Source organism: Curtobacterium sp. MCBA15_013 (genome assembly GCF_001865095.1).
GTDB lineage: Bacteria > Actinomycetota > Actinomycetes > Actinomycetales > Microbacteriaceae > Curtobacterium.
In genome coordinates this window covers 204569-216065 of the sequence record NZ_MJGQ01000008.1, presented here as the reverse complement: position 1 = coordinate 216065, position 11497 = coordinate 204569, and the positions used below count along the sequence as shown (strand labels likewise).

Annotated in this window: 17 protein-coding genes; 10 read left to right on the top strand and 7 right to left on the bottom strand. The window is 73.4% G+C overall.

Going from position 1 to position 11497, the window contains the following annotated elements; translation table 11 throughout:
• Positions 1 to 96: 96 nt before the first annotated feature.
• The 7 genes from BIV01_RS06905 (at position 97) to BIV01_RS06875 (ending at position 4618) form a co-directional block, all read left to right on the top strand.
• Complete coding sequence (locus tag BIV01_RS06905; RefSeq protein ID WP_070417530.1) at positions 97 to 444, top strand: PadR family transcriptional regulator; 348 nt, start codon at positions 97 to 99, stop codon at positions 442 to 444.
• 2 nt (positions 445 to 446) lie between these two features.
• The gene (locus tag BIV01_RS06900) at positions 447 to 815 is read left to right on the top strand and encodes a DUF1048 domain-containing protein (RefSeq protein WP_071294194.1); all 369 of its coding nucleotides are present in this window, start codon (positions 447 to 449) and stop codon (positions 813 to 815) included.
• Positions 812 to 1606, top strand: coding sequence for an ABC transporter ATP-binding protein (locus tag BIV01_RS06895; RefSeq protein WP_071302330.1), 795 nt, complete (start codon positions 812 to 814; stop codon positions 1604 to 1606). Before BIV01_RS06900 ends, BIV01_RS06895 begins: the two co-directional genes overlap by 4 nt.
• Positions 1606 to 2367 (top strand): ABC transporter permease, encoded by a 762-nt coding sequence (locus tag BIV01_RS06890; protein ID WP_071302329.1) that lies wholly within the window; start codon positions 1606 to 1608, stop codon positions 2365 to 2367. The genes BIV01_RS06895 and BIV01_RS06890 overlap by 1 nt, the downstream gene beginning before the upstream one ends.
• A gap of 113 nt (positions 2368 to 2480) precedes the next feature.
• Positions 2481 to 3128 carry an NAD(P)H-binding protein gene (locus BIV01_RS06885; protein ID WP_071302328.1) on the top strand — a complete coding sequence of 216 codons (648 nt, stop codon included), beginning with the start codon at positions 2481 to 2483 and terminating at the stop codon, positions 3126 to 3128.
• 45 nt (positions 3129 to 3173) lie between these two features.
• A complete protein-coding gene (locus BIV01_RS06880; RefSeq protein WP_217642538.1) occupies positions 3174 to 3917 on the top strand; it encodes an SDR family NAD(P)-dependent oxidoreductase in 744 nt (247 codons plus the stop codon).
• Complete coding sequence (locus BIV01_RS06875) at positions 3914 to 4618, top strand: alpha/beta hydrolase (RefSeq protein ID WP_071302327.1); 705 nt, start codon at positions 3914 to 3916, stop codon at positions 4616 to 4618. The genes BIV01_RS06880 and BIV01_RS06875 overlap by 4 nt, the downstream gene beginning before the upstream one ends.
• Here the strand turns inward: BIV01_RS06875 and BIV01_RS19705 are convergent.
• From BIV01_RS19705 to BIV01_RS06860, 3 genes are all read right to left on the bottom strand, one after another.
• Positions 4566 to 5129, bottom strand: a complete 564-nt coding sequence (locus BIV01_RS19705; protein ID WP_071302326.1) for a DUF6611 family protein — start codon at positions 5127 to 5129, stop codon at positions 4566 to 4568. The genes BIV01_RS06875 and BIV01_RS19705 overlap by 53 nt on opposite strands.
• Positions 5126 to 5656, bottom strand: coding sequence for a hypothetical protein (locus BIV01_RS19700; RefSeq protein WP_071302364.1), 531 nt, complete (start codon positions 5654 to 5656; stop codon positions 5126 to 5128). Before BIV01_RS19700 ends, BIV01_RS19705 begins: the two co-directional genes overlap by 4 nt.
• A 261-nt stretch (positions 5657 to 5917) precedes the next feature.
• Positions 5918 to 6619, bottom strand: coding sequence for an SDR family oxidoreductase (locus tag BIV01_RS06860; RefSeq protein ID WP_071302325.1), 702 nt, complete (start codon positions 6617 to 6619; stop codon positions 5918 to 5920).
• Positions 6620 to 6705: 86 nt separating this feature from the next.
• On the opposite strand from BIV01_RS06860, the gene BIV01_RS06855 reads away from it, so the two are divergent.
• The gene (locus BIV01_RS06855; RefSeq protein WP_070417522.1) at positions 6706 to 7092 is read left to right on the top strand and encodes a MerR family transcriptional regulator; all 387 of its coding nucleotides are present in this window, start codon (positions 6706 to 6708) and stop codon (positions 7090 to 7092) included.
• A gap of 35 nt (positions 7093 to 7127) precedes the next feature.
• On the opposite strand, the gene BIV01_RS06850 is transcribed toward BIV01_RS06855, so the two are convergent.
• The 3 genes from BIV01_RS06850 to BIV01_RS06840 form a co-directional block, all read right to left on the bottom strand.
• Complete coding sequence (locus BIV01_RS06850; protein WP_217642537.1) at positions 7128 to 8039, bottom strand: AraC family transcriptional regulator; 912 nt, start codon at positions 8037 to 8039, stop codon at positions 7128 to 7130.
• Between the two features lie 32 nt (positions 8040 to 8071).
• Positions 8072 to 8602, bottom strand: a complete 531-nt coding sequence (locus tag BIV01_RS06845) for an AAA family ATPase (RefSeq protein ID WP_070419325.1) — start codon at positions 8600 to 8602, stop codon at positions 8072 to 8074.
• A gap of 95 nt (positions 8603 to 8697) precedes the next feature.
• Positions 8698 to 9915: an FAD-dependent monooxygenase gene (locus BIV01_RS06840; RefSeq protein ID WP_071302323.1), complete on the bottom strand. Its 1218-nt coding sequence runs from the start codon at positions 9913 to 9915 to the stop codon at positions 8698 to 8700.
• A 60-nt stretch (positions 9916 to 9975) separates the two neighbouring features.
• Here BIV01_RS06840 and BIV01_RS06835 point away from each other — a divergent pair, with 60 nt between their 5' ends.
• Positions 9976 to 10497, top strand: coding sequence for a MarR family winged helix-turn-helix transcriptional regulator (locus tag BIV01_RS06835; protein WP_229084766.1), 522 nt, complete (start codon positions 9976 to 9978; stop codon positions 10495 to 10497).
• A 67-nt stretch (positions 10498 to 10564) separates the two neighbouring features.
• Positions 10565 to 11179: a copper resistance CopC family protein gene (locus tag BIV01_RS06830; protein WP_071302322.1), complete on the top strand. Its 615-nt coding sequence runs from the start codon at positions 10565 to 10567 to the stop codon at positions 11177 to 11179.
• Positions 11180 to 11230: 51 nt separating this feature from the next.
• Here BIV01_RS06830 and BIV01_RS06825 read toward each other — a convergent pair whose 3' ends face one another.
• Positions 11231 to 11470, bottom strand: a complete 240-nt coding sequence (locus BIV01_RS06825) for a hypothetical protein (protein ID WP_071302321.1) — start codon at positions 11468 to 11470, stop codon at positions 11231 to 11233.
• Between the last annotated feature and the right edge of the window lie 27 nt (positions 11471 to 11497).

Sequence of the window (11497 nt, the reverse complement as noted above, 5' to 3'; positions counted from 1 at the left end):
CTTGCGCTCCTGGTACTCAGCGTTACTATGTACCAGTAGTCAGCGTCACTGAGTACAGCGCACCACGACACACGGCACCGACCGCAGGAGGCACGCATGCCCAAGCAGGAGACCGAGATGCTCAAGGGCATCCTCGAGGGGATCGTCCTCGCCGTGCTCGCCGGCCGCCCGGCCCACGGGTACGACATCACCGCCTCGCTCCGGGAACAGGGGTTCACCGACATCGCCGAGGGCACCGTCTACGCCCTGCTCGTCCGCATCGAGCAGCGCGGCCTCGTCGACGTCGAGAAGGTCCCGTCGGAGAAGGGCCCGCCCCGCAAGGTGTTCACGCTGAACGCCCGCGGGCAGGAGCAGCTCGACGACTTCTGGCGGGCGTGGACCTTCCTCGCCGAGCGGCTCGACCACCTCCGGCACACCACCAGCAGCACGAACGGACAGGACTGATCATGGGGATCTCGATCTCGGACATCACGACCAAGCTCATCGGCGACAAGAAGCGCTGGAAGCAGTACAAGGCCCGCACGGCAGCGCTGCCGACGAGCCACCGCACCGCCGTCGACGGCATCGAGCGGTACCTCATGTACACCGGCCCGAGCGACGGCGAGCAGCTCATGCGCATGCTCGACGACCTCGCGGACCTGTTCGAGCAGAGCGCCGCCGACGGCACGAGCGTCCGCGCGGTGGTCGGCGACGACCCGATCGCCTTCGCCGAGGACTTCAAGGCGAACTACGGCCTCGGGTCGTGGCTCAGCAAGGAGCAGCAGCGCCTCGTCGACGCGATCGCGGCGGCCGATGCGGACGGGGAGCCGTCGTGACCGCGGCGATCCGGGTCCGGGGGCTCGAGAAGTCCTTCGGTGACCTGCGCGTCCTCCGTGGGGTCGACCTCGACGTCGAGGCCGGCTCCGTGGTCGCCCTGCTCGGGTCGAACGGCGCGGGCAAGACGACCGCGATCCGCATCCTCGCGACCCTGACGACGGCCACCGCCGGCACCGCGTCGGTCGCGGGGCACGACGTGGCCGCCGATCCGGGTGCGGTCCGCGAGGCGATCAGCCTCACCGGGCAGTTCGCCGCCGTGGACGAGGTGCTGACCGGCCGCGAGAACCTCGTCCTCGTCGCACGGCTCCGGCACCTCCGGCACGCCGGGCGCATCGCCGACGAGATGCTCGACCGGTTCTCGCTCACGGATGCCGGGTCCCGCCGCGCGGGGACGTACTCGGGCGGGATGCGCCGCCGGCTCGACATCGCGATGAGCCTGATCGGCGACCCGTCGGTGGTCTTCCTCGACGAGCCGACGACCGGCCTCGACCCCGAGGCCCGCATCGAGGTCTGGGACGCCGTCCGCGCCCTCGCCGCGAGCGGCACCACGGTCCTGCTCACGACGCAGTACCTGGACGAGGCCGAGCAGCTCGCCGACCGGATCGCCATCCTGCACGAGGGCCGCATCATCGCCGACGGCACCCTCGCCGAACTCCAGCGACTCCTCCCGCCCGCGACGGTCGAGTACGTCGAGAAGCGCCCCACGCTCGAGGACGTCTTCCTCGCCGTCATCGGACACCGTCCCGACGCCGACACCACGAAGGCCGACACCACGAAGGAGGTGGCCTGATGTCCGCCCACCCGATCCACGACACCGCCGTCCTGACCGGGCGCTCCCTGCGACACGTGCTCCGGAGCCCGGACACGATCATCACCACCGCCGTGATGCCCATCGCCTTCCTGCTGCTGTTCGTGTACGTCTTCGGCGGCGCGATCGACACCGGGAGCACGCCGTACATCGACTACCTGCTGCCGGGGATCCTCCTCATCACGGTGGCGTCCGGGGTGGCGTACACCTCGTACCGGCTGTTCCTCGACCTGCAGGCGGGGATCGACGAGCGCTTCCGGTCGATGCCGATCGTGCGCGCGGCGTCGCTGTGGGCGCACGTGCTCACGTCCCTCGTCGCCAACACCGTGTCGGTGACCGTGGTCGTCGGGGTCGCCCTGCTCATGGGGTTCCGCAGCAGCGCGGGTATCGGAGCGTGGCTCGCGGTGCTCGGCATCCTGGTGCTCTTCACGCTGGCGCTCACCTGGATCGCGGTCGTCGCTGGGCTCTCGGCGAAGTCGGTGGACGGCGCGAGTGCGTTCTCCTACCCGCTGATCTTCCTGCCCTTCATCAGCTCGGCGTTCGTGCCGACCGACTCCATGCCCGGGCCGGTCCGGTGGTTCGCGGAGCACCAGCCGGTGACGTCGATCGTGGACTCGATCCGTGCGCTGTTCGCCGGGCAGCCGCTCGACGCGGACCTGTGGGTGGCCCTCGCGTGGTGCGTCGGCATCCTGCTGGCCGCCTTCGGCGTCGCGACCCTCGTGCAGCGCCGGCGGCTCGGCTGACGCGACCGACCGCCGGACGGGAGGGACGGTGCCGGCCCGCACCGCGCCTCCCGTCCGCTGGTGCGCACCTCGCGCACCTCGCGCGCTGAGCCGCCGCGAGTAGCGTCCGACGCATGAGCAACGTCATCGTCCTCGGCGGCCACGGCAAGGTCGCACTCCTCGCCACCCGCATCCTCACCGACCGCGGCCACACCGTCACCTCGGTCATCCGCGACCCCGACCAGGCCGACGAGATCCGCGCCCACGGCGGGCAGCCGCACGTCGCCGACATCCAGCAGCAGACCCTCACCGACTTCGCCGAGCTCATCCACGGACACGACGCCGTGGTCTGGTCGGCCGGTGCCGGCGGCGGATCGGCCGCCCGCACCTGGGCGATCGACCGCGACGCGGCGATCCTGTCCGTGCAGGGTGCCGCGAAGGCCGGTGTCGACCGCTACGTCATGGTCTCCTGGTCCGGCTCGCTCCTCGACCACGGGGTGCCGCAGGACGACGACTTCTTCGCGTACGCGCAGTCGAAGATGATCGCCGACGCCGTCCTCCGCGACTCGGGGCTCCGCTGGACGGTCGTCGCGCCGAGCACCCTCACCGACGACGAGCCCACGGGTTCGGTCGACTGGGACGGCTCCTCGACGCAGGTCCCGCGCGGCGATGTCGCGCACGTGGTGGCCGACGCGGTCGAGGGCGACGAGACGATCGGCCGGACGATCCGGTTCAACACCGGTTCCACCCCGATCGCCGACTTCCTCCGCACGGCGGGCTGAGCGGTGGCGCGGAACCCCGAACCGTTCCGGGGCCGACTGGCCCTCGTGACCGGTGCGAGCGGCGGCATCGGCGAGTCGCTGGCGGAGGGTCTCGCCGCGGGTGGCGCCGACCTCGTCCTGGTCGCCCGGTCCGCCGACAAGCTCGACGCCGTCGCCTCGGGCATCCACGCGCGCCACGGTGTGCGGGTGCGGGTGCTCCCGGCCGACCTGGCGACGGCCGACGGCGTCGACGAGGTGATCACGGCCCTCGACGGCACCCGCGTCGACGTCCTGATCGCGAACGCCGGGGTCGGGTGGCACGGCACCTTCGCCGAGCAGCCCGAGGACGGCATCGTGCAGCAGATCGCGCTCAACGAGACCGCGCTGGTCCGGCTGACGCGGGCGTTCCTGCCCGGCATGCTCGCCCGCGGCGTCGGCGGCGTGATGACCGTGGCCTCGACCGCCGCGTTCCAGCCCACCCCGCACATGGCGCTCTACGGCGCGACGAAGGCGTTCGTCCTGTCCTTCACCGAGGCCCTCTGGCAGGAGACGCGCGGGCAGGGCGTCCGGGTGCTCGCCCTGTGCCCCGGCCCGACCGCGACGGGCTTCTTCGACGCCGCGGGCGGCGGGTCGTTCCTCGAGGGCGGTCGGCAGTCGGCGGAGGAGGTCGCACGCGTCGGTCTGCGGGCGTTCGCCCGTGCCGGCGGACCCACGGTCGTCTCCGGCGCGCGCAACGCCGTGCTGGCGAGTGCGCACCGCTTCGTCCCCCGTGGCCTGATGACGCGCATGTCCGCGATGGTGATGGAGTGACGAGCCCGACGGTCCTCTTCGTGCACGGCGCCCTCGTCCGTGACGGCGACTGGTGGTGGGCTCCGACCGGCGACCTGCTGCGCGAACGGACCGGGATCGTCAGCCGCGCCGTGGCCCTGCCGTCGTGCGGGGAGACCGACACCGGCGGCGGCCTGCAGGAGGACGCCGCCGCACTGCGCCGCGCCCTCGACGAGGTCCCCGACGCCATCGTCGTCGGACACTCCTACGGCGGGACCGTGATCGCCGAGGCGGGCCCGCACCCCGCGGTCCGGCACCTGCTGCTCGTGTCGAGCTACCTGCCGCCCGTCGGGGCGTCGCAGGGGTCGATCATGTCCGGCGAGCCGGACCCCGTCGCGGTGCGTCCGGACGCCGACGGGCGGATCGTCGTCGACGGGTACGACGAGCGGTCGTTCGGTGCCCGGTTCCTGCAGGACGCCGATGCCGCCACGCAGCGGGCGGCGTGGGACCGGGTCACCTCGCAGGACGTCCGAGCGTTCGGCACCCCGACGAGCGCCGAGGGGTGGGCCGGCGTGGACTCCACCGCGGTGGTGTGCGCCGAGGACCGCTCGACGACCGTCGCACTCCAGCGGGAGCACGCGGCGTGGGCCACCCGGTCGGTCGAACTCCCGACGGGGCACCACCCGTTCATCACCCGACCGGACCTCGTGGCCCGGCAGCTCGAGGCGTTCCTGCGCGACTGACCCGGGACCGCGGGCCGCTCGGCAGGTCGTCCCAGACGTCGGCCCAGATCGACTCGAAGTCCACCGGTCGGATCGCACCGGCACGGAGCGCCCGCTCCGGCACGGTCAACGCGTCGAGCGAGGCGCCGAGCAACCGGACGTCCCCGTGCACCTCGGGTCGCCCGGTGCCGTGGAAGGTCGTCACCGTCAACGTCCGGACACCGGGACGGAGTCGACGGGCGGCCCGCCCGAGCACCAGGAAGCCGCCCGCGTACACCCCGACGGCGGCGACGGTCCCGAGGGCGGCGCGGGGAGCGAGCGCGGCCATCACGGCGATCGCCAGCAGTGCCCCCACGGCCGGCCACGCCGACCACGCGCGGAGCACCGCACGCTCGCGGCGGGTCGTACCAGGCGGGTAGACGACGAGGGTCCTCGTGCTCCACATCGTCCGGTCGACGGGGCGCACCGAGTACCGGCCCCACACGTGCGGGCCGTCGACCACGCGTGTGAGCAGGTCGGAGACGGCGCTCACCGGACGACCTCGGCACGGACCGGCACCGCGACGTCGCGGTGCCGGATCGCGGCCACGCAGGGGAAGCAGAGCAGGTCGCCCTCGCGGACGTCCGCGGGCAACGGCGCCGGGAGCCGGTGGAAGGGACCGTCCTCCGCGCCGGCGCAGGGGGTGAGGACGTACGTCCCGGTCGGGGCCGCCGTGCTCACCCGGCCGATGAGCCGCACCTGGTCGAGGACGGCGAACCGGGGGAGCACCGCGTCGAGTTCGAGCAGGACGACACCGGTCCGGGGGCGCCGCACGCGCAGCACCGACGCCACGGCGACGCTCACCTCGCCCGGCGTCCACGTGCGGGGTCGGTAGCGGGGCGGTGCCTGCTCGGCGGTGTGCACGCACGGGGTGCCGGCGAGTTCGGCCAGCCGGACCATCGACACGGCGGCGACGAGGACGTCGCCGGTCGTGGGTTCGGTGTGGGCGGGCCAGAGGGTCGGGTCCACGGGGTCGGGGAGGGACGCGCGGAGCGTCGGGAGGATCGCGGTCAGGGTCACCACTCCACGATCCGACGGGGGCGGCCGTGCGGACAGCGTCCTGACGGATCGCTGACGCCGTCGGTCCGATCCCGTGCGCGGTCCTGACGCGGCGAGCGCGGAGGACGCGACGAGCGCGCGGAACGTGCGGAGCGGCGGACGGGAGGAGGGCCCCACCCGCCGGTACCGGCGTGACGCGCCAGCGGCACGCCGGCCGTGACGGGAGGGACGGTGCGGGCTCGCACCGCGCCTCCCGTCCGTCTCTTGGTCACGCTGGCCGCATCACGCGAACTGCGCGTAGAACCGCTCGGGCGCCTCGGCGAGCGACGCCTTGACCCCGGCGCTCCAGTCGTCCACGACGACCTCCGCCGCGCCCCGCTCCACACCGTCGAGGGAGAGCCGGGCGACCTCGGCCGGGTCGACCTTCGGCCCCTCGTAGCCGGCCATCATGTCGGTGTCGGCGGCTCCGAGGTGCAGCCCCTGGACGGTGACGCCCCGGCCGGTCAGCTCGAGGCGGACGGCGTTCGTCATGTTCCACTCCGCGGCCTTGGCGGCGGCGTACCCGCCCGAGCCCGGGTACGCGAACCAGGACAGCGCCGACAGGACGTTCACGATCGCGCCCCCGCCGTTGCGTTCGATCACCGGCGCGAACGACCGGACCATCCCGAGGTTGCCCCAGAAGTGCGTGTCCATCTCCCGCCGCACGTCGGTCAGGTCGTCCGTGAGCAGCGAGCCCTGCGTGGTGATCCCGGCGTTGTTGACGAGCAGGGTCACGTCGGACGCCGCAGCCGCTGCCGCCGCGACGGACGCCTGGTCGGTGATGTCGAGCGGGAGCACCTCGACCCCCTCGATGTCGACCAGTTCGGGGCGCCGGGCCGTGGCGTAGACCTTGGCGGCGCCGCGCTCGAGCAGCTGCTGCACGAACCGTCGTCCGATCCCCCGGTTCGAGCCCGTGACGAGTGCGACCGATCCAGCGATGTCCATGGTGTTCCTCCTGCCGAGCGGGCACCTCCCGCAGCGGCTCGGCTACGCTAAGACCTCACATCGATGTCAGGTGCAAGGAGGAGATCGTGCGCATCGGAGACCTCGCTGCGGCGACCGGCGTGAGCGTGCGGTCGCTCCGGTACTACGAAGAGCAGGGACTGCTGCCGGCCGGACGGACGGCGAGCGGCCAGCGCTCCTACGCCGTGCCCGCCGTCGAGCGGGTCCAGCTCATCCAGCAGCTCTTCGCCGCCGGGCTGCCGAGCCGCACGATCGTGCAGCTGCTGCCGTGCGTGGACGCAGGGGTGGCGACGCCGGAGTCGTTCGCGCTCCTCGTCGCCGAGCGGGACCGGATCACGGCGCAGCTCGCCGAGCTCGAGGCCGCACGGGACCGGCTCGACGAGGTCATCGCGATCACCGAGCACCCGACGCCGGAGCACTGCCCGGCGCTGCGGGACCAGCCGCTGGCGGCCTGACCGGCGCGGCGCGGCGTTCAGCGGCGGCGCGCGGATCAGCGGCGGCGCGCGGCCTGCCAGGTCTCCCGCGGCAGCACCCCGAACTCGTCGCGGTAGCTGCCGGCGAACCGTCCGAGGTGCGCGAAGCCCGAGTCCCGCGCCACGTCCCCGACGCTCCGGTCGTCCCCGGACTCCAGGCCCTCACGGGCGAGCAGCAGTCGGATGCGCCGGAGGTAGGTCGTCGGCGTGATGCCGTGGTGGCGCCGGAACGCGTCCTGCAGCCCGCGGATGCTCAGGCCCGCGGCCGCCGCGACGTCCTCGACGGTGATCTGCTCGGTCGCGTGCTCGAGCAGGTACGCCTCGGCCCGGGCGAACCGTGCCGCCGCTGCCGTGCGGGGTTGGTCCTGCCCGACCGGCCAGTGCGGGATCGCCGTGAGCAGGCCGCCCGCCGCGAAGCGGGTCAGTTCGCGCTCGTGCTCCTCGGTGACCTCCTCCGGACCGCGCAGCACGTCGGCCGCCACCGCGCGCACCATCAACCACCAGGCGGCGAGCGTCGGCCCCTCGGGGATGTGGTGCGGCTGGAACTCGATCGGCCCCGGCTGCCAGGCGCCGCGTTCGGCAGCGACCTGCTCCACCGTGGTCCGGTCGATGCGGATGAGGTCGAGCTGGAACCCGTCCCACCGGACCTGCTGCGGGTCGTGGCGGAACAGGACCGGACGGCCGGTGGGCACCCCGTCGCCGTCGACCGCACCGCTGCCGGACTTCAGCCAGAACAGGACCATCGCGGACTCGGCCTCGACCGTTCCCTCGACGACGCCGGTGCTCGCCATCGACACGAGGGACAGCAGCTCGGAGCCACGTCGCCGTTCCTCGAACGAGAACCCCGAGGGCGCACCCTCGACCGTGGCCCGTCGGACGTCGGGGATGCGCGTGACGAGCTCCGCCGCGTCCGCTGGTTCGGACGTCACGACCGACCACTGCGACCGCTGCACGAAGGCGCTCACCGTGCGACCTGCAGCACCGCGTCGGCGATGTTCCGTGCCACCTGCTCGGGCGGGGTCTCCGTCGTGTCGACGACCTCGGCCGCGGCGTGCAGCCAGGTGCGTGCCGCCTCGGCGTACGGCTCGACGCGGCTGGACCGGAACGTGGACGGCCCCACCACGGCGTCGTTCTGGATCCGGTCCCGCAGGGTCTCCTCTTCCGCGTGCAGCACGAAGTGCCGGACCGGGATCCCGTGCGCCGCGAACCCGTCCGCGATCTCCCGCCAGTACCGCTCGACGAGGACCGTCTGCGGCATCACGAGCGTGCCGCCCGCGAAGGCCAGGACCTGCCGCGCGGTCTCGACGACGAGCGGTCGCCAGGGGTCCCAGTGCTGGAAGTCGCCGGACTCGGGCAGCGGGGGCCGGACGTCCATGAGGGTCTCGCCGACCTTCTCCGGATCGAGCACGCGAGCGTCCGGCAGGAGCGGCTGCACCAGCCTGCTGGTGGTCGTCTTGCCGACGCCGTGCGTCCCGTTGATCCAGACGATCATGACCGGACCGTAGCGCACATCGCTGCGGGACGGGAGGACGGGACGGACGGGAGGCGCGTGGCGGGCCCGCACCGCGCCTCCCGTCCGCCACCAGCTCACTCGAGGTGCGCGTGGTCCGGCAGGTCGATCGCCTCGGCCGGTGGGGTGGCGAAGCGGGCGCCGAGGCGCCCGACGAGGGGGAGCGACGCCACGCGGACGGCGGTGCCGAAGGCCGCGATCCCGAGCCGGGACCTCGGGTTCGCGATCCGCGGCGTGCCCGGCGGCAGCTGCTGCGCCTTCGCGACGTACGGGCGCATGATGCGCTCGTACGCGCGCAGGGCGTCACGGTGGTGGACGTGGGCGGCGAGCTCCCCGGCGAGGACGTAGGCACCGGTGAGCGAGAGGCTCGTGCCCATGCCGCTCACCGGCGAGGCGCAGTACGCGGCGTCCCCGACGAGCACCACCCGGCCGTCCGACCAGCGCGGGGCGTGGACCTGTCCGATCGCCTCGGAGTAGAGGTCCTCGGAGTGGTCGAACCCCGCGAGGACCCGCTCGGCCTCCCACCCGGCGTCGCCGAACACCGCGTGCAGGCGGCGGCGCACCGCATCGAGGTCGCCGCGCTCGGAGCCGGCTCGCTCCCGCTTCCGGTCCGTCACGACCGACATCGCCGCGCGGATGGTCCCGTGCTGGTCGGGGCGGAGGGTGATCGACCGGCCACCCGGTGCGTTGTACCAGCGCCACCAGTCGTCGTCCGCCGCGGTCCGGGGGATCGTGCCGTACGTCGTCTCGAGCCCGAGCGACCGGATCTCCGGCTCGTCGCCGAACACCAGCCGACGGGTGCTCGATCCGATGCCGTCCGCCGCGACCACCAGGTCGAACCGGTCGTCCGGGCCGTGCTCGAACGCCACGGTCACGCCGTCGTCATCCTGGTCGATGCGGGTGATCCGGTCGCCGTAGCGGTACTCGGTGGCGTCGGACGTCCCGTCCACGAGGAGCCGCGCGAGGTCACCGCGCAGGACCTCGAGCTCGGCGGTGGCCCCGCCGGAGTCCGAGGTCCCCGCCGGGAACGCCGCGATCGTCCGGCCGCTCGGACCGATGAACCGGGTGCCGACCTCGCCCGTCGTGGCGGCGCGGATGTCGTCCTCGATGCCCATCCGGCGCGCGACCTCACGCCCGGCTCCGCGCACGTCGACGTTCTGCCCGCCGGTGCGGAGGGACGGCGCCCGCTCGACGACGACCGTCTCGAACGAGAAGCGGTGGAGCCAGTGGGCGAGCGCCGGGCCGGCGATGCTCGCGCCGGAGATGAGCACGCGTCCGCGGGTGTGATCGGTCATGGTCCCTCACGTCGTTGATTACCAATGAGATTGGCAATGTACACGACTACCATGGTGGACGTGCCGAACGACGACCAGCACCCAGCGACCGACCGCCCCGACGACCGGCAGGACCGCCACGACCGGGCGACGGCGCGACGCGACGGGCGGTCGCTCCCCGACGACGACATCCGGTCCCGCGTGCAGCAGGTCAGTGTCCGGCAGCAGCGCTTCGAGCGCCATCTCGCCGCGGCGCTGTCGGTCGACGCGGCGGGACTCGAAGCGATGGATCACCTCATCGCGACCGGGCCGGCCACCCCGACCGAGCTCGCCCGTCGGCTCGAGATCTCGACCGCCGCGATGACGCTCGTCCTGAACCGGCTCGAGGGCGCCGGGCACGTCCGACGGGAACGGCACCCGAGCGACGGACGCAAGCTCGTCGTCACGGCGGCGGAGCAGTCTTCGGACCGTGCGTACGACCTCGTGCTGCCGCTCATCGAGGGCATCGAGGGCATCGTCGACGACCTGGACCCCGCGGAGCGTGCGACGGTGCAGACCTTCCTCGACCGGCTGATCGGGGTCTACGACGACGCGATGGACTGAGTCGTCACGGGGTCCGTCGTCCGGGCCGACGTCCTGTGCGTCCGGTCAGGATCGGCGACAATGGACCGTGCCCTTCCGTGCCCTGCTCGCCACCGCCGCGTCGGCCGTCGCCCTGGCGTTCGTCCTCGTCACGGCGGCCCCCGCGTCCGCCCACGACGTCCTCGCCTCGACCGCACCCGCTGCGGACGCGACGGTCGGGGGCGACCTCGACCAGGTCGCCCTCACGTTCTCCGAGCCGCCGCTGGCCGGGCTCGAGTCCGGGATCGTCGTCAGCGTGACCGGCCCGGACGGCGCCGAGGTCGGCGCGGGGAGTGTCGACGTCGACGGCAGCACGCTGCGCACGGCCGCCGACCTCACGGCTGCCGGCTCGTACACGGTGACCTGGAGGAGCGTCTCGGTGGACGGACACCCGATCTCGGGGAGCTACCGGTTCACGTCGACCGGAGCACCGACCCCGACTCCGACCCCTGCTCCGACGGCGACGGGACCGACGCAGACCCCGAGCGCGGGCACCCCGACGCCGAGCGCCACAGCCGGTGCCGGTGCGACCAGCGCCACGGCCGGGTCGTCCGGGCCCGGGGCGACGCCGTGGATCCTCGGCGGGATCGCGGTCGTGGTCGCCGCCGCGCTCGTCGCCGTCCTGCTGGTCGCCCGTCGCCGGACCACCCCCGACGACGAGTGACACGAGCCGCGCCGCCGGATCAGCGCCCGGCGTACCGCCCGCGCCGCCGGGTCAGCGCCCGGCGTACCGCCCACGGTGGTGCCGTCGGTCCCAGACCGCGACGGCGATCCGGCCGACGCCGAGTGCGATCCAGACCGCACCGATGATCCACCGCCACGCGTCGTCGCCGCCCTCGATCGCGGCGAACACGAGCCACACCACGCCCAGGGCGGTCCACGCCACGGCCATCCAGAGCGCTGGCCGCCCGACGATCGACCGCCACAGCTGCTCGTCCCCGGCGTCATCGCTCATGGCGACACCGTAGACCGTCCGGTCCGC

Bases quoted from the DNA above. Each gene is read 5' to 3' on its own strand.
- BIV01_RS06885 (WP_071302328.1), top strand. From the start codon at position 2,481: ATGAGCAACGTCATCGTCCTCGGCGGCCACGGCAAGGTCGCACTCCTC.
- BIV01_RS06900 (WP_071294194.1), top strand. From the start codon at position 447: ATGGGGATCTCGATCTCGGACATCACGACCAAGCTCATCGGCGACAAG.
- BIV01_RS06860 (WP_071302325.1), bottom strand. From the start codon at position 6,619: ATGGACATCGCTGGATCGGTCGCACTCGTCACGGGCTCGAACCGGGGG.
- BIV01_RS06825 (WP_071302321.1), bottom strand. From the start codon at position 11,470: ATGAGCGATGACGCCGGGGACGAGCAGCTGTGGCGGTCGATCGTCGGG.
- BIV01_RS06890 (WP_071302329.1), top strand. From the start codon at position 1,606: ATGTCCGCCCACCCGATCCACGACACCGCCGTCCTGACCGGGCGCTCC.
- BIV01_RS06845 (WP_070419325.1), bottom strand. From the start codon at position 8,602: ATGATCGTCTGGATCAACGGGACGCACGGCGTCGGCAAGACGACCACC.
- BIV01_RS06905 (WP_070417530.1), top strand. From the start codon at position 97: ATGCCCAAGCAGGAGACCGAGATGCTCAAGGGCATCCTCGAGGGGATC.
- BIV01_RS06840 (WP_071302323.1), bottom strand. From the start codon at position 9,915: ATGACCGATCACACCCGCGGACGCGTGCTCATCTCCGGCGCGAGCATC.